At 73.8% G+C, this 17,820-nt stretch carries 21 protein-coding genes; 7 read left to right on the top strand and 14 right to left on the bottom strand.

The features are described from left to right. Positions 1-6: 6 nt before the first annotated feature. The 3 genes from ACFU9A_RS20185 to ACFU9A_RS20175 all read right to left on the bottom strand — a co-directional run bounded on the left by ACFU9A_RS20185 (position 7) and on the right by ACFU9A_RS20175 (position 2,662). Complete coding sequence (locus ACFU9A_RS20185) at positions 7-1,155, bottom strand: ferrochelatase (protein ID WP_430577092.1); 1,149 nt, start codon at positions 1,153-1,155, stop codon at positions 7-9. 166 nt (positions 1,156-1,321) lie between these two features. Beyond that, positions 1,322-1,771, bottom strand: coding sequence for a MarR family winged helix-turn-helix transcriptional regulator (locus ACFU9A_RS20180; RefSeq protein ID WP_430577382.1), 450 nt, complete (start codon positions 1,769-1,771; stop codon positions 1,322-1,324). A 129-nt stretch (positions 1,772-1,900) separates the two neighbouring features. Further along, on the bottom strand, positions 1,901-2,662 hold the full coding sequence (locus tag ACFU9A_RS20175; RefSeq protein WP_430577091.1) for an isoprenyl transferase: 762 nt from the start codon (positions 2,660-2,662) through the stop codon (positions 1,901-1,903). A gap of 250 nt (positions 2,663-2,912) precedes the next feature. Here ACFU9A_RS20175 and ACFU9A_RS20170 point away from each other — a divergent pair, with 250 nt between their 5' ends. Next, on the top strand, positions 2,913-3,680 hold the full coding sequence (locus ACFU9A_RS20170) for a hemolysin III family protein (RefSeq protein ID WP_430577090.1): 768 nt from the start codon (positions 2,913-2,915) through the stop codon (positions 3,678-3,680). Between the two features lie 13 nt (positions 3,681-3,693). On the opposite strand, the gene ACFU9A_RS20165 is transcribed toward ACFU9A_RS20170, so the two are convergent. From ACFU9A_RS20165 to mca, 3 genes are read right to left on the bottom strand one after another with little or no spacing between them, the layout of a single operon-like run. Beyond that, on the bottom strand, positions 3,694-4,683 hold the full coding sequence (locus ACFU9A_RS20165) for a carbon-nitrogen hydrolase family protein (RefSeq protein ID WP_430577089.1): 990 nt from the start codon (positions 4,681-4,683) through the stop codon (positions 3,694-3,696). Beyond that, positions 4,680-5,018 (bottom strand): hypothetical protein, encoded by a 339-nt coding sequence (locus ACFU9A_RS20160; RefSeq protein ID WP_430577088.1) that lies wholly within the window; start codon positions 5,016-5,018, stop codon positions 4,680-4,682. Before ACFU9A_RS20160 ends, ACFU9A_RS20165 begins: the two co-directional genes overlap by 4 nt. Then, positions 5,015-5,890: a mycothiol conjugate amidase Mca gene (mca, locus tag ACFU9A_RS20155; RefSeq protein ID WP_430577381.1), complete on the bottom strand. Its 876-nt coding sequence runs from the start codon at positions 5,888-5,890 to the stop codon at positions 5,015-5,017. Before mca ends, ACFU9A_RS20160 begins: the two co-directional genes overlap by 4 nt. 107 nt (positions 5,891-5,997) lie before the next feature. Between mca and ACFU9A_RS20150 the strand changes: the two genes are divergently transcribed. The 5 genes from ACFU9A_RS20150 (at position 5,998) to ACFU9A_RS20130 (ending at position 9,841) form a co-directional block, all read left to right on the top strand. Beyond that, entirely contained in the window at positions 5,998-6,417 is a 420-nt protein-coding gene (locus ACFU9A_RS20150) for a DUF4307 domain-containing protein (protein ID WP_430577087.1), read from the top strand. A 194-nt stretch (positions 6,418-6,611) separates the two neighbouring features. Then, on the top strand, positions 6,612-7,094 hold the full coding sequence (greA, locus tag ACFU9A_RS20145) for a transcription elongation factor GreA (protein WP_430577086.1): 483 nt from the start codon (positions 6,612-6,614) through the stop codon (positions 7,092-7,094). A 268-nt stretch (positions 7,095-7,362) separates the two neighbouring features. Further along, positions 7,363-7,965 carry a diaminobutyrate acetyltransferase gene (gene ectA, locus ACFU9A_RS20140; protein WP_430577085.1) on the top strand — a complete coding sequence of 201 codons (603 nt, stop codon included), beginning with the start codon at positions 7,363-7,365 and terminating at the stop codon, positions 7,963-7,965. 126 nt (positions 7,966-8,091) lie between these two features. Then, complete coding sequence (ectB, locus tag ACFU9A_RS20135; protein ID WP_430577084.1) at positions 8,092-9,387, top strand: diaminobutyrate--2-oxoglutarate transaminase; 1,296 nt, start codon at positions 8,092-8,094, stop codon at positions 9,385-9,387. 46 nt (positions 9,388-9,433) lie between these two features. Continuing rightward, positions 9,434-9,841, top strand: coding sequence for an ectoine synthase (locus ACFU9A_RS20130; RefSeq protein WP_430577083.1), 408 nt, complete (start codon positions 9,434-9,436; stop codon positions 9,839-9,841). 35 nt (positions 9,842-9,876) lie between these two features. Here ACFU9A_RS20130 and ACFU9A_RS20125 read toward each other — a convergent pair whose 3' ends face one another. The 8 genes from ACFU9A_RS20125 to melA form a co-directional block, all read right to left on the bottom strand. Next, positions 9,877-11,220: an RNA polymerase sigma factor gene (locus tag ACFU9A_RS20125; RefSeq protein ID WP_430577082.1), complete on the bottom strand. Its 1,344-nt coding sequence runs from the start codon at positions 11,218-11,220 to the stop codon at positions 9,877-9,879. Continuing rightward, positions 11,217-11,558, bottom strand: coding sequence for a YciI family protein (locus ACFU9A_RS20120; protein WP_430577380.1), 342 nt, complete (start codon positions 11,556-11,558; stop codon positions 11,217-11,219). Before ACFU9A_RS20120 ends, ACFU9A_RS20125 begins: the two co-directional genes overlap by 4 nt. Beyond that, positions 11,558-11,935 (bottom strand): YciI family protein, encoded by a 378-nt coding sequence (locus ACFU9A_RS20115; RefSeq protein ID WP_430577081.1) that lies wholly within the window; start codon positions 11,933-11,935, stop codon positions 11,558-11,560. Before ACFU9A_RS20115 ends, ACFU9A_RS20120 begins: the two co-directional genes overlap by 1 nt. After that, positions 11,935-12,096: a hypothetical protein gene (locus tag ACFU9A_RS20110; protein ID WP_430577080.1), complete on the bottom strand. Its 162-nt coding sequence runs from the start codon at positions 12,094-12,096 to the stop codon at positions 11,935-11,937. Before ACFU9A_RS20110 ends, ACFU9A_RS20115 begins: the two co-directional genes overlap by 1 nt. A gap of 94 nt (positions 12,097-12,190) precedes the next feature. Further along, entirely contained in the window at positions 12,191-13,084 is an 894-nt protein-coding gene (locus ACFU9A_RS20105) for a carbohydrate ABC transporter permease (RefSeq protein WP_430577079.1), read from the bottom strand. After that, positions 13,081-14,082 carry a carbohydrate ABC transporter permease gene (locus ACFU9A_RS20100; protein ID WP_430577078.1) on the bottom strand — a complete coding sequence of 334 codons (1,002 nt, stop codon included), beginning with the start codon at positions 14,080-14,082 and terminating at the stop codon, positions 13,081-13,083. Before ACFU9A_RS20100 ends, ACFU9A_RS20105 begins: the two co-directional genes overlap by 4 nt. Continuing rightward, positions 14,066-15,355: an ABC transporter substrate-binding protein gene (locus tag ACFU9A_RS20095; RefSeq protein WP_430577077.1), complete on the bottom strand. Its 1,290-nt coding sequence runs from the start codon at positions 15,353-15,355 to the stop codon at positions 14,066-14,068. The genes ACFU9A_RS20100 and ACFU9A_RS20095 overlap by 17 nt, the downstream gene beginning before the upstream one ends. 102 nt (positions 15,356-15,457) lie before the next feature. Beyond that, positions 15,458-16,882: an alpha-galactosidase gene (melA, locus tag ACFU9A_RS20090; RefSeq protein ID WP_430577076.1), complete on the bottom strand. Its 1,425-nt coding sequence runs from the start codon at positions 16,880-16,882 to the stop codon at positions 15,458-15,460. Positions 16,883-16,971: 89 nt separating this feature from the next. Between melA and ACFU9A_RS20085 the strand changes: the two genes are divergently transcribed. Continuing rightward, positions 16,972-17,820: a helix-turn-helix domain-containing protein gene (locus ACFU9A_RS20085; RefSeq protein ID WP_430577075.1), complete on the top strand. Its 849-nt coding sequence runs from the start codon at positions 16,972-16,974 to the stop codon at positions 17,818-17,820.

The raw sequence follows: 17,820 nt of genomic DNA, 5'->3' as shown, positions 1-17,820 counted from the left end.
AGCAGGTCAGGACTGCAGGTTCTCGCCGCACAGCGCGGGCACGCCGCTCGGCTCGCCGTCCCGGCGCAGGCAGCAGCCGGGGGCGCACACCGAGCGGAACGCGGGCAGGCTGCCCACCGTCTCCTCCTCGACGTCCTCGCCGCGGGCCAGGGCCGCGCGCTCCAGGATCAGGTCGACCAGACCGGACACGAAGGCGGGCCGCGTGCCGACCGTGCCGGCGCGCACCGCGGTCATGCCCAGCTCCGTGGCCGTGGCCATCGCCTCGGTGTCGAGGTCGTACGCCACCTCCATGTGGTCGGAGACGAAGCCGATCGGGGACAGGACGACGTCCTTGAGGCCCTGGCCCGCGCGCTCGGTGAGCAGGTCGTTGACGTCGGGCTCGAGCCACGGCTGCGACGGCGGGCCGGAGCGCGAGCAGTACGCCAGCTCCCACTCGACGGCGTGGCCGCGCACCTCGGACACGACCGCCGCGATCACGGCGGCGACGTCGAGGTGCTGCGCCGAGTAGGTGGCGTGCGAGACGCGCGAGGCCGCCTCCATCGTGTCGGGGATGGAGTGCGTGACGAAGACGAGCTTCGCCGCGGCCGGGTCGCCGCCCTTGGCCGCGAGCGCCTCGAAGCCCTCGAGCACGGCCTCGGCGTTGGCCGCCACGAAGCCGGGGTGGTTGAAGTACGAGCGGACCTTGTCGAACTGCACGCCCGTGGAGCCCTCGGAGCCGAGCTGCCCGCGCTTGTCGAGCGTCACGGCGAGGTCCTCGCGGTACTGGCGGCAGCCGGAGTACGAGGAGTACGCGGACGTCACGAGCGCGACCGCGCGCTTCGCGCCCCGGCGCTCCAGCTCGTCGATCGCGTCGGTGGTGTACGGCGCCCAGTTGCGGTTGCCCCACACGACCGGCATGTCGATCCCGCGCTCCGCGAGCTCGGCCTCGAGCGCCGCCTTCAGCGCGAGGTTCTGCTCGTTGATGGGGCTCTTGCCGCCGAAGCCGTAGTAGTGCTCGCCGACCTCCTCGAGCCGCTCGTCGGGGATCCCCTTGCCGGCGGTCACGTTGCGGAGGAAGGGCACCACGTCCTCCGGCTGGTTCGGGCCACCGAAGGAGTACAGGAGGAGGGCGTCGTACGGTCCGGCATCGGCCGACCGGGGGGTCGTCATCGGCATGACTGCCATCCTCGCACCGGGCCGCACCCGGACCCGCCGCGAAGGCCCCCGGAGCGACGTGACGTTGATGGCACGCCCTGTCATCTTCCGCCCCGGACCCCGCGGCCACGTCGTCGCCCGGCTCCGCGCACCCGGCGACCGGGGCGGGAGGGCGGGCGCCGGGCCCTCAGGACGTGCGCGGCGGGATGCCCGGCTGCGCGAGCCGGAGGCGGTCCGTCACGTCGCGGAGCTGCTCGAGCTCGGCCGGCTCGAGCGCCTGCCCCACGTACTCCGCGATGGTGCGCACGTGCGCCAGCCCCGTCTCGCGCTGCCGGCGCGCCCCCTCCGCCGTGAGGCGCACGAGGGTGCCGCGCGCGTCGTCCTCGGGCACCGACCGCTCGACGAGGCCGCGCGACTCGAGCCGCTCGACCATCCGCGACAGCGACGACTGCGCCAGCAGCATGCCCTCGTTGAGGTCGCGCAGCCGCAGCTCGCCGCCGGGCGCGCGCGAGAGGGTGAACAGCACGTCGTACTCGCGCATCGTGAGGTCGCGCCAGATGTCGTCGGCCTGGAACCGGCGCATCAGCGCGACCTGCGCACGGAACAGGGACTCCCACGCCTCGGCCGCGAGGCGCACGTCCGAGGCGCGCGGCTCGGGGTGGCGCTCGGGGTCGGTCGGGGGTGCGGACGGCGTCGTCGGCTCGGGCGGGGTCACGGTGGCAGTGTGCCGCACGGGCCGCCGTCGGGGCCCGTCGAGACGGGCCGGTCAGCGCCCGAGGCGCCGTTCCCGGCGGGAGAAGTCGCGCAGCGCGCGCAGGAAGTCGACGCGGCGGAAGTCGGGCCAGTACGCCTCGCAGAAGTAGAGCTCGGAGTGCGCGCTCTGCCACATGAGGAAGCCGCCCACGCGCAGCTCGCCCGACGTGCGGATCACGAGCTCCGGGTCCGGCTGACCCTTCGTGTACAGGTGGGCGGCGATGTCGTCGACGTCGATCCGCTCGGCGAGCTCCTGGAGCGTGGCCCCGTGCGCCGCCTCCTGCGTGAGGTAGGACCGGACGGCGTCGGCGATCTCGTGCCGGCCGCCGTAGCCGATCGCGACGTTGACCTGCAGCCCCTGCACGTCCGCGGTCCCGTCCGCGGCGGCACGGACGGCGTCCGCGAGCTCCGCGGGGAGCAGGTCGAGGCGACCCATGACGCGCAGCCGCCACCGCCGCGACTCCGCGAGGTCCTGGACGGCGTCACGGATGATGTCGAGCAGGTCGGTGAGCTCGCCCGCGGGGCGGGCCAGGTTGTCGGTGGACAGCATCCACAGCGTGACGACCTCGACGCCGAGCTCCTCCGCCCAGCCCAGGAACTCCGTGATCTTGTCGGCGCCGCGCCGGTGCCCCGTGGCCGCCGTCTCCCCGAACGAGCGTGCCCACCGGCGGTTCCCGTCGAGGATGACGCCCACGTGCCGGGGCGTCTGCGCCGTCGGCAGCGAGGCGGCCAGGCGCCGCTCGTACAGGCCGTAGAGCAGGTGGGGCATGCGCACGCGAGAACCTCGGAGGATCGGGCCGCGCCGGCGCACGAGACGCGCAGGCACCCGGCGGGCGGGACGGACGAAGAGCGGGACAACGGTACCGCTCCCCCAGACCTGCAGGTCCCGCGCCTGCGGGACGGGCGGGGACGACCCGCAACCCCCACGCACGATCTTCACAGCGTGTGGTCGACCGGCCCCGCCGCGTCGCCTACGCTGGCGTAACCTACGGATGCGTAGGTTGGTCGTGAGCGAGGAGAACACCGTGGCAGCTGCCGCCCAGCCGGACGGCCGCCGGGCCGACCGCCCCGACGTGCCCGAGGCCAAGGGCGTCGTCGAGGGCGCGAAGGACGCCGTCGGCGAGGCGGTCCAGACGGTCGCCGAGGCCGCCGCGACCGGGGCGGCGAAGCTCAAGCCCTTCCTGCGCGGCTGGATCCACGCGGTGACGGCCCCGCTGGCCCTGGCGGCCGCGATCGTGCTGGTCGTGCTGGCCGACACGACGGCCGACAAGGTGGCCTGCGCGATCTTCGGCGTCACCGCGGTGATGCTGTTCGGCACCAGCGCCGTCTACCACCGCGGCACGTGGTCGCCCCGCACCGCGGCCGTGCTGCGGCGGCTGGACCACGCCAACATCTTCCTCATCATCGCCGGCACGTACACGCCGCTGGCCGTGATGCTGCTCCCGCGCAGCACCGCCACGGTGCTGCTCGCCGTCGTGTGGAGCGGCGCGATCCTCGGCCTCGTCGCGCGCGTGCTGTGGATGGGCGCGCCCCGCTGGCTGTACGTCCCCGTGTACGTGGCGCTCGGCTGCGTGGCCGTCGGGTACATCCCGCAGTTCGCGGCCGCGGGAGGGGCGGGCGTCGCGTGGCTGGTCGCCTCCGGCGGCATCGCCTACATCCTCGGAGCCGTCGTCTACGGCACCAAGTTCCCCGACCCGTCCCCGCGCTGGTTCGGGTTCCACGAGATCTTCCACGCGCTCACCGTGGTCGGGTTCACGTGCCACACCGTCGCCATCTACCTGGCGGCGCTCTGACCCACGACGGGCGTCAGCCCTTCGGCACCACCAGGTAGCGGCGGTTCGCCAGGGACGGGTTCTGCCGGCGCACCTGCGCCAGCGGCTCCGGGTCGAGGTCGACGGTGCGCACCTGCGGCGTCTCGTCGAGCTCCAGCCCGACGACGCCGTCCGGCCCGGCCAGCAGGGACCTGCCCACCAGGCCCGCCCCCGCCATCCCGACGCCGATCACCACGGCCGTGTTCTCGATCGCCCGCGCGCGCAGCAGCGTGCGCCAGTGGTCCGCCTTGAGGGGGCCGTCGACCCACGCCGCCGGCACGACGATGACGTCCGCGCCCGCGTCCACGAGCCGGCGGGCCGACTCCGGGAACCGCAGGTCGTAGCAGGTCACGACGCCGAACGTCAGGTCGCCCAGCCGGATCACCAGCGGCGGCACGTCGGCCGGACCCGGCTCGAGCCGGTCGGACTCGCGCGAGCCGAACGCGTCGTACAGGTGCACCTTGCGGTACGCGCCGACCAGGGCGCCGGTCGCGTCGACGGCGACGACGGTGTTGGACGCCCGCGGCGGGACCCCCGTCGCAGGCGAGCCCGCCACCGGCGTGGTCCCGGTGATCGCCGGCAGCGACCCGGTGACCGCCGGGAAGGATCCCGTCGCGGCGGGGAACGACCCGGTCACGGCCGGGAAGCCGCCGGTGACGGCGGGGAACGCCCCGCTCACGGCCGGCACCTGCCCGGTCGCGGCGCCGACCGCGCCGTACGCGGGCAGCGTCGTGCCCGCCACGACCGCGATGCGGTAGCGCGCGGCGTGCTGCCGCAGCGCCGTCACGAACGGGCCGTCGAGGGGCTCGGCGTGCTCGGGCCCGACGCCGTGCGGGTCGTACCCCGAGGAGTACTCGGGCAGCACCAGCAGGTCCGCGCCCACCCGGCCGGCCGCGAGGAACGCCTCGGCGACCGCCTCCCGGTTCGCCTCGTGGTCCGCGGTGATCGCGAGCTGGGCGACCGTGACGCGCACCGGCCTGCTCATCGGCCCGCCTGGCCGTCCGCCTCGCCCTCGGGGCCCGCGCCGGGCGAGCCGTCGTCGGGGGCGTCGGTCGCGCCGGCGGACGGACCGGGCCGGTCCGCCCGGTCGAAGCCGACGCGCTTGGGCTCCTCGATCGGCAGGCCCTGCTCCTCGGCGTTGCGCTGGGCGCGACGCAGGTGCCGGGTCAGCGAGAGGAACAGCAGCACGCAGGCGACGGCGACCGCGAAGGTCGCCACGAAGCCGGCGAGGCCGGGCGTCACCTGCAGCTCGTTCGGGCCCTGCGTGGGGCTGGGCGACGGGCTCGGCGCGGTGGCCACCAGCATGAGGAGGGTGTTCACCGGGCCTCCCCCCGCACGCCGGCGAACAGGTCGTCCTCGGGCAGCGTCGTCGGGACGCGCGAGTCGGCGAGCTCGTACTCCTCGGTGGGCCAGACGTCGGCCTCGAGGTCGCGCGGCACCGCGAAGAAGAACCCGGCGGGGTCGATCTGGGAGGCGTGGGCCACCAGCGCGGCGTCCCGCTGGGCGAAGTAGTCGGCCACCGGGATGCTCGTGGTCGCCGTGCGCTCCGGGATCTCCCGTGCCGCGCGCGACTCGATCCAGTCGCCGAACGGCGACTCCAGGCCCGCGCCCTGCATGGCCTCGTGGACGGCGCGCATGCGCGCCATCGAGAACCCGTGGTTGTAGTAGAGCTTGCTCGGCGCCCACGGCTCCGCGCCGCCCTCCACGACGTACCGCGAGCCGTCGCCCGCCGCGTGGTACGCCTCGAACGCGACCTCGTGGCACTTGATGTGGTCGGGGTGCGGGTAGCCGCCCGACGGGTCGTAGGTCGTCACGACGTGCGGCCGGAACTCGCGCACCAGCTCGACCAGCGGCGCCGCCGCGTCCTCGAGGGGCACGAGGCCGAAGGAGCCCTCGGGCAGCGGGGGCAGCGGGTCGCCCTCCGGCAGGCCCGAGTCGACGAAGCCGAGCCACGTCTGCCGCACGCCGAGCGCCTCGGCCGCGGCCGCCATCTCGAGGCGGCGGACGGCGCGGCGGCCCTCGACCGTCTCGAACTCGTGGCCCGCGGGCACCTCGAAGCTGGGGTTGAGCACGTCGCCCCGCTCGCCCCCGGTGCAGGTGACGACCAGCACCTCCACCCCTTCGGCGGCGTACCGCGCGGTGGTGGCGGCGCCCTTGCTCGACTCGTCGTCCGGGTGCGCGTGCACCGCCATCAGACGCAGGGGCTCGGGCCGCCCGGTGGGCGGCGCGGGGGTGGCGGAGGACAAGGTCCCTCCCGGGGTGACGGGTCGGCAGCGGGCTTCAGGGACAATGGTGCACCATGAGCGAGCCCGTCAGCCCCACGCCCCCCGCCGACCGGTACGGCACGCGCCCCGAGCGCCGCGGCCTGGGGACCGGCGCGAAGGTGGCGATCGCCGCCGCGCTCGCCGCCGCGGTCGGGGTGGCGGCCTGGTTCACGGTCGAGCAGAACCGCCGGGACCCGGTGAACGTCAACGTCGTGAGCTTCGACGTGCGCGACGCCGAGCAGGTGGACGTCACCTTCCAGGTGCACATGCCGGCGGGCACGACGGCGACCTGCGAGGTCGAGGCGCTGGCGCCGAGCTACGCCCAGGTGGGCACGCTGGAGGTGCCCGTCGGGCCCAGCGAGCAGCTCACGTCCACCTACACCGTGACCCTCCGCACGTCCGAGGAGGCCACGAGCGCCGTGGTCGAGTCGTGCGACGTGTCCGACCGCTCCTGACGGGCCCGTCAGGGCGCACGGCAGGCGCCGTCGCCCTGTTCGCCCACGGCGGAGGCCTGGGTTCTGGCGCCTCCCCGGGCTATCCTGAGGGATTCACACGCACAGTCCTGCCCAGCCGACGCGCGTGCCGACGCTCGTCGGTCGCCCGCGCACGGCCGAAACAGGCCGACGAGCACCACGAAAGGAGAGCCCTCGTGACCGAGAGCACCGTCACCTGGCTCACCCAGGAGGCTCACGACCGGCTGCAGGCCGAGCTGGAGAACCTCTCCGGCCCCGCCCGCACCGAGATCGCCGAGCGCATCGCCGCCGCCCGCGACGAGGGCGACCTCAAGGAGAACGGCGGCTACCACGCCGCCCGTGAGGAGCAGGCGAAGAACGAGGCCCGCATCCGCGAGCTCACCGAGAAGCTGCGCCACGTCCAGATCGGCACCCCGGCGGACGACGGTGTCGTCGAGGCCGGCATGGTCGTCACGGCACTGGTGGCCGGGGACGAGATGACGTTCCTGCTGGGCTCCCGCGAGATCGCCGGCACGACCGACCTCGACGTGTACTCGCCGACGTCGCCGCTCGGCGCCGCGATCGACGGCCACAAGATCGGCGAGAAGGCGGCCTACACCGCGCCGAACGGCCGGGAGATCCCCGTCGAGATCCTCAAGGCCACGCCCTTCGCGGGCTGACCTCGCCCCGGGCTCGCCCGGACCAGACGCATGCCGTGGGCGTGCCCGTGCTGACGGGCACGCCCACGGTCGTCTCCGGACACCGTCGACGTCTCACGATCCGAGACAAATGACCCCTCGAAGAACCGTCGATGATCCGTCGATGGTGATCGGGACCTTTCGCTGGCCTCCCAACGATCAACGCCCCTCGCCGACCGGTCCGTCGGTCGAGGAAGAGTCATGGTCGAGGTGAACTTTCCCCCGCGATGCGTCTATGGTCGACAGCGGTATGGACACGACGGACACCGCAACGACCAACCACCCGACCGACGACAGCTCGACCGACGCCGCACCTGACCGCGCGGCGTCGCCCCGGCCCACGGCCCCGCTCGCGGGGCTGACGGTGCGACCGCCGACGACGGCGGACGGCGCCGCGATGTGGCGGCTGGCCCGCGACTCGGGCTCGCTCGACCTCAACTCCTCCTACGCCTACCTGCTGCTCGCGGACCATTTCGCCGCGACCTGCCGCCTGGCGTTCCTCGACGGCGACGAGCCGGCCGGCTTCCTCGCCGCGTACCGGCTGCCCGCCGACCCCGCCACCCTCTTCGTGTGGCAGGTCGCCGTGGACCCGCGGGCGCGCGGCCGGCGCGTGGCGGGGCGCCTGCTCGACGCCGCCGTCGACGAGGCGGCCGGCGACGGCGGGCCCGGGATCGCGCGGATCCACACCACCGTGACGGCCGACAACGCGTCGTCGCGCCGCGTCTTCGCGCGCTGGGCCGCCGAGCGCGGCGCCACGCTGCGTGAGACCACCGGCTACGAGGCGGCCGACTTCCCCGACGGGCACGAGGGCGAGCCGCTGCTCGTGATCGAGGGCTTCGGACCCTCCCACTGACCCGGTCGCCGGCCCTCATGGCCGGCGGCCAGACCCCGGGCTGCGCCGGTTCGGCGCGCAGGTGACGACGCAGCCCCACCACGACCCGATTCGCACCGGCGCGCACCACCTCAAGGAGTGTCCTTCGTGACAACCCCGACCGTCCCCACCACCGAGGCGTCCGCCGACGACCCGACGGGCTTCACGGCCCTCGAGTCGGAGGTCCGCAGCTACTCGCGCTCCTGGCCCGTCGTGTTCGACCGGGCCGTGGGAGCGACGGTGCACGCCGAGGACGGCACCGAGTACCTCGACTTCTTCGCCGGAGCGGGCACCCTCAACTACGGGCACAACAACCCGCGGCTGAAGCAGGTGCTGGTCGACTACCTCACCGACGACCGCATGGTGCACACGCTCGACATGTTCACCTCGGCGCGCCGGGAGTTCCTCGAGACGTTCAGCGAGTCGATCCTGCGGCCGCGCGGGCTGGACCACAAGGTCGTCTTCCCCGGGCCCGGCGGTGCCAACGCGGTCGAGGCGGCGCTGAAGCTGGCGCGGAAGGTGACGGGTCGCGAGTCGGTCATCAACTTCACGAACGCGTTCCACGGCATGACGCTGGGCGCCCTGTCGGTGACGGGCAACTCCATGAAGCGCGGCGGCGCGGGCGTGCCCCTGGTGCACGCCACGCCGATGCCGTACGACGACTACTTCGACGGCGACGTGCCGGACTTCGTGTACCTGGAGCGGCTGCTCGAGGACAGCGGCTCGGGCCTCAACGCGCCCGCCGCCGTCATCGTCGAGACGGTGCAGGGCGAGGGCGGCATCAACGCCGCGCGCGCCGAGTGGCTGCGCGGCCTGGCCGACCTCTGCAAGCGCCACGGCATCCTGCTGATCCTCGACGACATCCAGATGGGCTGCGGCCGCACCGGCAAGTTCTTCTCCTTCGAGGAGGCCGGCATCGTGCCCGACATCATCTGCCTGTCGAAGTCGATCTCGGGCTACGGCCTGCCCATGGCCCTCACGCTCGTGCGCCCGGACCTGGACATCTGGGAGCCGGGCGAGCACAACGGCACGTTCCGCGGCTTCGCGCCCGCGTTCGCGACCGCCACCGAGGCGATCCGCCTCTACTGGTCGGACGACGAGCTGGAGCGCTCCACGATCGACAAGGGCGCGCTCGTCGAGGCGCACTTCAACTCCCTCGTCGCCCGGTACGGCGACGACGTCCTCGTCGCGAAGGGCCGCGGCCTGGCGCGCGGCCTGCAGACGCCCGACGGCGAGACCGCCACCCGCATCTGCGACGAGGCGTTCGCCCTCGGCCTGCTCATGGAGACCTCCGGCCCCGACGGCGAGGTCGTGAAGCTGCTGCCGCCGCTGACGATCACCTACGACGAGCTGCAGCGCGGGCTCAAGATCATCAGCGAGTCCGTCGCCACCGTCCTGGGCTGACGCCCCGCCTGCCCCACCCCACCCGAACCACCTGGAGGTACCACCCATGCTCGTGCGCACGCTCGACGAGATCACCGACACCGACGCCGACGTCAAGAGCGAGAACTGGCGCTCCAAGCGGATCGTCCTGGCGAAGGAGGGCGTCGGCTTCTCGGTGCACGAGACCACCCTGTACGCCGGCACCGAGAGCTTCTTCTGGTACGCCAACCACATCGAGGCCGTGTTCATCACCTCGGGCGAGGGCGAGATCGAGGACCTCGGCACCGGCGAGGTGCACCAGCTGAAGCCGGGCTCGCTGTACCTGCTGAACGACCACGACAAGCACAAGGTGCGCCCCCGCACCGACATCACGTGCGTGTGCGTGTTCAACCCGCCGGTCACCGGCCGCGAGGTGCACGACGAGGACGGCGTCTACCCGCTGGTCACCGAGCCGGAGACCGCCGCCGCCCTCTGAGGTCACGACCCGCTCCCTGCGCCCCCTCGCCGGGGTCAGGGGGCGGGGCTGCCCCCGAGGGCGGCGAGACGCCCGCGCAACAGGCGGCGGTCGCCCTCCCGGTCGACCTGGTCGAGGGCGCGGCGCAGCTCGCGCACCGCCTCGGCCGGGCGGCCCGCGCGGACGAGCAGGTCGGCCCGCAGCGCCGGCCGCAGGTGGTACCCCTCGAGCTCGGGGGCCTCGTCGAGCTCGGCCAGCGCGGCGAGCGCGGCCGCCGGGCCGCTGACCTCCGCCACCGCGACCACCCGGTTCAGCGCGACGACGGGCGTCGGGACCATGCCCAGCAGCACGTCGTAGAGGGCGAGCACCTCGCCCCAGTCGGTCTCCCCCGCCGTCGCCGCCCGGCAGTGCAGCGCCGCGACGGCCGCCTGCACCTGGTACGGACCGGGACGGCCCGCCGCCAGCGCGTCGTCGAGCACGGCCAGCCCCTCGTCGATCTCGTCGCGGCGCCAGCGGGAGCGGTCCTGCTCCGCGAGGGTGCGCGCGACGCCGTCGCGCCCGGTGCGCGCGTCGCGGCGCGCGTGCTGCAGCAGCAGGAGGGCGAGCAGGCCGCGGGCCTCGGGCTCGTCCGGCAGGAGGCGGGCGGCGAGCCGCGCCAGGCGCACCGCGTCGCCCGCGAGCGCCCGCCGCTCGGCGCAGCCCTCGACGTCCTCGGCGGGCTCCGCCCAGGCGTCGTACCCCTCGGTGAACAGGACGTAGAGCACGGCCAGGACGGCGGACGTCCGCTCGGCGAGCTGTCCGGACGGCGGCACGCGGAACGCGATCCCCGTCGCGCGGATCCGCCGCTTGGTGCGCACCAGCCGCTGCGACATCGTCGCCTCGGGGACCAGGAAGGCCCGCGCCACCTGCGCCGTCGTCATGCCGGTGAGCGAGCGCAGCGTGAGGGCCACGCGCCCCTCGGCCGGCAGCGCCGGGTGGCAGCACGTGAACAGCAGCCGCAGCAGGTCGCCGTCGGGGTCGTCGACGGCCCACGGCTCGTCGTCCAGGCCCCGCTCGACCTCCTCGTGCACGGCGTCCGCCGCCGTCCCGGCCCCCGGCCCGGCGGGCGTGCCGGGCGTCGCGACACGACGCTCCTCGAGGCGCGCCGCCGCGGCCGTCCGGTCCCGCTCCACCCCGCGACGGCGCAGCACGTCCAGCGCGTGCCGCCGCGCCGTCGTCGTGAGCCACGCCCCCGGCCGGTCCGGCACGCCGTCGCGCGACCAGGTGCGCAACGCCGACGCGAACGCCTCCTGCGCGGACTCCTCGGCGAGGTCCAGGTCGCCGGTGGCCCGCGCCACCGCGCCGAGGACGCGCCCCCACTCGCTGCGGAACGCGTCCTCGACGGCGGCGGACGCGGTCACGCGGGCGCGCCCTCCGTGGGCCAGAACGGGTGCACCTCGACGGTGCCACCGCCCCAGGACCCGGGATGCTCGGCGGCGATGACGAGGGCCGTGTCGAGATCGGGGGCCTCGATCACGTCGAACCCGCCGATCACCTCCTTCGTCTCCGTGAACGGTCCGTCCGTGACCGCCGGGCGTCCGTCGCGCACCCGCACGCGCCGCACGTCGGCGGCGGGGCGCAGCCGCTCCCCCAGCACCCGGGAGCCGTCGGCGTCGTGCCGGCGCACCCAGTCCTCGATGTCGGGGGTGGGGCCCCGGTCGGGCACGTCGGGCTCGACGACCAGCATCAGGTAACGCATCACGCGCCCCCGTCCGTCGCGCCGTCGCCCTCGAGGTCCAGCGGCCAGAACGGCCGCAGCTCGATGGCGCCGCCGTGGGCCATGGGGTGCTCGGACGCGATGCCGATCGCCGTGTCCAGGTCGGGCGCGTCGATGACGTCGAAGCCCCCGATCGCCTCCTTGGTCTCCGAGAACGGGCCGTCGGTGACCAGCGTGCGCCCGGCGCGCACCCGCACCCCGACCGCGTCCGCGGGCGGGCGCAGCCGGTCGCCGAGCACCGCCGTGCCGCTCCCGTAGTACTTCTCCACCCACCCTTCGATGGGCGGGGCGCCCGCGGCGTCCTCGGGACGCAGCTCGGCGTCCTCCGGCGTGGACAGCACCAGCATGAGATACCGCATCAGACCTCCTCGTCGTGGCCGTGGAAGTACACCATCGGCCCGTAGAACGCGACGTCCACGGTCCGCAGGCCGTCTCCGACGACCCACCGTGTGCGCCGGGCGTCCGACCGGAACCGACGCGCCTCAGGATCCACCCTCAGGATCGTGTCCAGGAACCGCATCTTCCGCCTCCTCGTCCCGCGGCCGGTCGGCCGCGTCACCAGGACGACGAACGGGGCGGGCCCGGACAGACACCTTTCGCGAGATTCTTCCGCCCTACTTGATGCCCGTGCTCGCGATGCCCTGGACGAAGGTGCGCTGGAAGACGAGGAACACGACGAGCAGCGGCACGACGGCGACGGTGGCGACGGCCATCACGGCGCCCCAGGGCGAGCTGAACGCCGGGTTGTTCGTCAGGGTCGACAGGCCGACCGGGACGGTGAGGCTCTCGTTGCCCTGCAGCACGACCAACGGCCACAGGAAGTCGTTCCACCGGTTCATGAAGCCGAGGATGACGAGCACGCCCACGAGCGGCCCGCAGGTGGGCAGCACCACCCGGAAGAAGGTCCGCAGCTCCCCGGCGCCGTCGAGCCGTGCCGCCTCGATGAGGGCGTCGGGGACGCCCAGCATGAACTGGCGCGCGATGAAGATGCCGACGACGTCGAACAGCGTCGGCAGGATCACCGCCCACGGGGAGTCGACGAGACCGAGCCGCGCGACGACGAGGAACGCGGGCACCAGGGTCACCTGGATGGGGATCATGATCGTCACGAGGAACAGGGCGTAGAGCAGCCCGCGGCCGCGGAAGCGGTACTTCGCCAGCGCGTACCCGGCCCCGAGGGACACGCACACGGACAGCGCGGTGCCCACGGTCGCGACGAGGAACGAGTTGCCCAGCCAGCGCCAGACCGGCTGCTGCGCGAAGACCTCGGTGAAGTTCGCCGTCGTCGGCGCGTCGGGCCAGAGGTAGAACGCGCTGCTCTGCGACTGGCCGCCCGGGGTGAGGGCCGAGACCACCATCCAGTACAGCGGGAAGACGACGAGGATCGCGACGGCGGTGAGGCCCGCGGTGAGCAGCCAGCGGCGGCGCAGCGAGCGGCGCTCCCGGGTCGACCGGCCGGCGCGCACGGGGGCGGCGGGGAGGGGGGTGGGGTGCACGTCGACGGTCACAGGAGCTCCTCGGCCTTCGTCGTCGCCCGCTGCCGCAGCAGCGTGAACACCAGCAGGATCAGCACGAGCAGGAGGCCGAGCGCCGCCGCATAGCCCATGCGGGCGTCGGCGAACGCCGACCGGAACACGTACTGGATGAGGACGGTCGTGGAGAAGCCGGGGCCGCCGCCGGTCATCACGTAGATGACGTCGAAGGCCTGCAGCGAGAACACCACGTTGAGGATGAGCAGGATCGACGTGGTGGGGGCGAGCAGGGGCACGGTGAGCCGCCGGAACCGCTGCCAGCGGCTCGCGCCGTCGATGGCGGCGGCCTCGCGCAGCTCCGACGGGACGGACTGCAGCGCGCCGAGGTAGATGATCATGCAGAACCCGATGCGGGTCCACACCACCACGAGGACGAGCGTGACCATCGCGGTGCGCGGCGACGTCAGCCACGGCAGCCCGTCGAGCCCGACCGCACGGAGCGCGTTGTTGGCCACGCCGTAGTCGGGGTTGAAGATCCAGGACATGATCACGCCGACCACGACGCCGGCCGCGACCATCGGCACGAAGAACAGGGCGCGCAGCAGGCCGCGGCCCGGCAGCGGCCGGTTGAGCGCGACGGCGAGCGCGAGCCCGATCGCCATGGCCGTGGGCACCGTGCCGACCGTGAAGACCAGGGTGTTGAGCAGCGCCGTGCGCAGCAGCGGGTCGCCGAGCATCGTCGCGTAGTTGTCCGCGCCCACCCAGGCGCCGTCGCCGAGCGTGGCCGTGTCCTGGAAGGACAGCGCGACCGCGATGACGACGGGCACCAGCGAGAACGCGAGGAACAGCAGCCCGGCCGGGCCGACGAACAGGTACGGCGCCCAGCGACGTCGACGGCGGGACCTGGTCCCGTCCGTCCTCGACCCCGCCCGCGCGGGGTCGGCCGGCGCGGGGTCGTCCGGCGCCGGGCCGGCGGTCGCTGGGCGGGTTGCCGCCTGCCCGGCGGCCGTGAGGGTCTCACCGTGTGGTGACACTGCGCATCGCCTCCGTCATCTGGGCGCCGCACTCGGCGGGGCTGAGCTCGCCGAGGAAGCACAGGTCGAGGTAGTCCGCGAACACCGAGTTGAGCGAGCTGAAGTACGGGCCGGACTGGGCCCGCACCATCGACAGCGGGATGGTCGTGGCCTGGTCGATGAACTGCTGCATGGTGTCGGAGTGCCGCTCGTAGCCGATGTCGGCCGCGTCCAGCGAGGACCGGGCGGGCAGCCAGTTGCCGCGCCGGCAGAACTCGGCGACGTTGGTGCGGCTGGTGACGAAGGCGACGAGCTCGGCGGCCAGCTCGGGGTGCTTGCTGGACCTCGTCACCGCCAGCGCGTTGCCGCCGAGGTCGGACGCCTCGCCGCCGTTGCGGATCATGTAGGTGGTGCCCCACTCGTCGGGGCGCGCCTCGTCGAGGGCCGCGATCGCCTCCGGGTTGTCGAGCAGCAGGCCCGCCTGGCCGGTGGCGAAGAGGTCGCGCCCGACGGCGCCGCCGCCCGACTTGCTCATGTTCGCCGGCGACATCAGGCCGTCGGCGTACCAGCGCCGGCCGAAGTCGAGGGCGCCGACGGCGGCGTCGGTGTCCATGCTCGGCGTCGCGCCGTCCTCCCCGAGGAAGGCGCCGCCGTTCTGGTAGACGACGGGCATCCAGCGGTAGGCGGTCTCGGGGCCGCTCCAGCCGTAGCCGAAGCCGTAGCGGCCGGTGATCCGCTGCGCCTCGCGCGCGATCTCGAGGAACTCGTCCCAGTGCCACGCCTCGTCGAGGGTCTGCGGCACGTCCACGCCGATCTGCTCGATCACCCGCTTGTCGTAGTAGGTGATGAAGTTGTCCGTGTGCTGGAAGACGCCGAACAGGCCGTCGGCCTTGGCGCCGATCGCCCAGAACGGCGTCGAGTAGTCGTCCTCGTACTCCGCCGGCACGACGCCCGTGAGGTCGACCAGGCTGCCGTTGGCGGCGTACCGGCCGATCTGCTGCGGGGTGATGCGGATGATGTCGGGCGCGAGGTCGGCCGCCAGGCGCGTGATGAACCACTGGTGGAACTGGCCGGTGGTGACCTCCACCGCGACGCTGGTGCCGGGGTGCGCCGCCACGAACTCGTCGGCGATCGCCTGGTACGACGCCAGGTCCAGGGGGATGTTCCACGAGGACAGGCGCAGGTGCTTGGTGCCGGTGGGGGCGCCGGAGCAGGCGGCGAGCGCACCCGCCACGCTGATCCCGGCCACCGCCAGGAAGCTCCGGCGCGACAGCCCGCGCACGGGGGTCGGCATGTCGTCTCCTCTTCGTCGAGGGTCGTCGAGACGTCGGGACGGCGCGGTGCGCGGCCCCGCCGGCGGTGCCCCGGGCGTCGTCGCCCGGGGCACCGTGCGCGCCTAGAGCGCGAGGGCGGGGTCCCGGTCCACCGCGCCCGCCGGCGGCGACGCCGCGGGCCGCAGGGCGGCCGGGAGCAGCGCGGCGTGCGCCTCCAGCAGCTCGCCCGTCATGGCCCGGATCTGCTCCAGCGTGCAGTGCGCCGACGTCAGCGGGTCCATCGCGACGGCGTGGTGCACGTGCTCGACGTCGCCGGTGAGCGCGGCGCGCACGGCCAGCGTCTGGACGTTGACGTTGGTGCGGTTGATCGCCGCGAGCTGCGGCGGCAGCTCGCCGAAGGACGTGGGCTGCACCCCGTTCGCGTCCACCAGGCACGCCACCTCGACGCAGGCGTCGTCGGGCAGGTTCGTGATCACCCGGCCCGCGTTCGGCACGTTGCCGTAGACGACGGCGGGCACCCCGGTCACGACGGCGTTGACGATCGACGCCCCGTACTCGACCGACGGGCTGAGGTCGGCCTTGAGCCGCTCGAGCTGGTCGTCCACGTCGCCCTGCTCGTCGTGCGCGGAGCAGATCTCGTAGTAGTCCCAGCGCTCCGGGATGTACTCGAGGGTCGTCTCGGCGTCCTTGCGGAACCACGGCACGTACTCCGACGCGTGGTGGCTGGACTCCGTCTCGAAGTAGCCGAAGTGGTTCATCAGCGTGGTGCGGACCTGCTCGTTGCCGCCCTCGTAGGTGCTCGCGGCGAGCGCCTCGTCGGAGTGGTCGCCGTCGTCGGTCAGCAGGTCGGCGGCGGCGCGGCCGCGGCGGTGCCGGTCGGCCATGACCTCCCGCAGCCGCGGGTAGAGGTCCTCGTCCCCGCGGCGGAAGTCGAGCACCCACGCCTGGTGGTTGATGCCGGCGCACCGGTAGGACACCTCGTCGTACGGGACGCCCAGGGTGCGGGCGAGCATCCGGGTGGTGCCCTGGACGCTGTGGCACAGGCCCACGGTGCGCAGGCCGAGCGCGTTGAGGTACCCCGTCGCCATCGCCATCGGGTTGGCGTAGTTGATGAACAGGGCGTCCGGGCACAGCTCGAGCGCGTCGGCCGCGATGTCCTGGTAGGCGCGCACCGAGCGCAGGAAGCGGAACACCCCGCCGGGGCCCACGGTGTCGCCCACCGTCTGGTCGACGCCGTAGCGGCGCGGGATCTCGACGTCGTGCCGGTAGGACTCCACGCCGCCCACCTGGAACGTGATGATGACGAAGTCCGCGCCGTCGAGCGCCTCGCGGCGGTCGGTGGTCTGCCGCACGTCGGTCGCCAGGCCGTGGTGGTCCACGAGCTCGCGGGCGGCGCTCGCCACGCGGTCCAGACGGCCCGCGTCGAGGTCCATGAGACACAGCGTCGCGTCGCGCAGGGCGGGGAAGCTGAGCAGGTCTCCGATGAGGCGGAACGGGAAGACGAAGCCGCCGGCACCGACGATGGTGATCTTCGGGGAATGAGCCATGCAGCGACGCTAGGCCCGAGGATGGCGGTCGATCCTCCGGATCGGTCGCCCCGTTTTCCGGGATCCTTCGATCGACCTAGGCTCGCCCCGTGACACTCCGCGCCGACGACGTCCGCCTCGAGGAGGCCGCGCTCTGGGTGCGGCACGGCGCCCCGCCGGTGATGGAGCACCCGCACCGGCACGACGACCTGGAGCTCAACCTCGTCCACTCGGGCCGGCTCGAGTACCTCTTCGGCGGCTCGACGCTGCGGGTCGGGGCCGGCGAGGTCGCCCTCTTCTGGGGCGGCACCCCGCACCAGCTCGTGGACCCGGGGCAGGTGCCGACGGCGGTGTCGTGGGTGCACGTCCCCCTCACGGAGGTGCTGGGCTGGGCGCTGCCGACCGAGCACGTCGCCGTGCTGCTGCGGGCCCGGCCCGTCGTCGTGCCGGCCGCGGACCTCGCCCGCGACGTCGACGCGATGTTCGCCACCTGGCGCCGGGACGTCACGGCCGGCGGCGACACCACCGTCGTGATGCTCGAGGTCCAGGCGTTCGTCCGGCGCCTGCTGGGCTCCGACGCCGCCGCGACGCACCCCGGCGGCGGGCCGGACGCGCAGGACGGCGCCGGGGACTCCGGCCCGGCGGCCCGGGCCGCCGCGATGGCCCAGTTCGTCGCGGAGCACTACCGCTCCGCGATCTCGCCCTCCGACGTGGCACGCGCCGTGCACCTGAGCCCGAGCCACGCGATGACGCTGTTCAAGCGGGTCGTGGGCACCACCCTCGGCACGTACATCGCGCGGTGCCGGGTGGCGGAGGCGCAGCGCCTGCTCATCACGACGGACGCCACGACGGTGGAGGTCGGGCACGCGGCAGGGTTCACGTCGCAGAGCAGCTTCTACGACACGTTCCGCCAGATCTGCGGGTGCGCTCCGGGCGACTACCGCCGCGCCCTGCGCTGA

Source organism: Isoptericola sp. NPDC057653 (genome assembly GCF_042799955.1).
In the GTDB taxonomy this organism is placed as follows: domain Bacteria; phylum Actinomycetota; class Actinomycetes; order Actinomycetales; family Cellulomonadaceae; genus Isoptericola.
The sequence above is the reverse complement of the archived record's forward strand: the minus strand, read 5'-3'. Positions and strand labels throughout refer to the sequence as shown.

Bases quoted from the DNA above. Each gene is read 5' to 3' on its own strand.
- ACFU9A_RS20185 (WP_430577092.1), bottom strand. From the start codon at position 1,155: ATGCCGATGACGACCCCCCGGTCGGCCGATGCCGGACCGTACGACGCC.
- ACFU9A_RS20165 (WP_430577089.1), bottom strand. From the start codon at position 4,683: ATGAGCAGGCCGGTGCGCGTCACGGTCGCCCAGCTCGCGATCACCGCG.
- mca (WP_430577381.1), bottom strand. From the start codon at position 5,890: ATGGCGGTGCACGCGCACCCGGACGACGAGTCGAGCAAGGGCGCCGCC.
- ACFU9A_RS20150 (WP_430577087.1), top strand. From the start codon at position 5,998: ATGAGCGAGCCCGTCAGCCCCACGCCCCCCGCCGACCGGTACGGCACG.
- ectA (WP_430577085.1), top strand. From the start codon at position 7,363: ATGGACACGACGGACACCGCAACGACCAACCACCCGACCGACGACAGC.
- ACFU9A_RS20130 (WP_430577083.1), top strand. From the start codon at position 9,434: ATGCTCGTGCGCACGCTCGACGAGATCACCGACACCGACGCCGACGTC.
- ACFU9A_RS20120 (WP_430577380.1), bottom strand. From the start codon at position 11,558: ATGCGTTACCTGATGCTGGTCGTCGAGCCCGACGTGCCCGACCGGGGC.
- ACFU9A_RS20115 (WP_430577081.1), bottom strand. From the start codon at position 11,935: ATGCGGTATCTCATGCTGGTGCTGTCCACGCCGGAGGACGCCGAGCTG.
- ACFU9A_RS20110 (WP_430577080.1), bottom strand. From the start codon at position 12,096: ATGCGGTTCCTGGACACGATCCTGAGGGTGGATCCTGAGGCGCGTCGG.
- ACFU9A_RS20095 (WP_430577077.1), bottom strand. From the start codon at position 15,355: ATGCCGACCCCCGTGCGCGGGCTGTCGCGCCGGAGCTTCCTGGCGGTG.
- melA (WP_430577076.1), bottom strand. From the start codon at position 16,882: ATGGCTCATTCCCCGAAGATCACCATCGTCGGTGCCGGCGGCTTCGTC.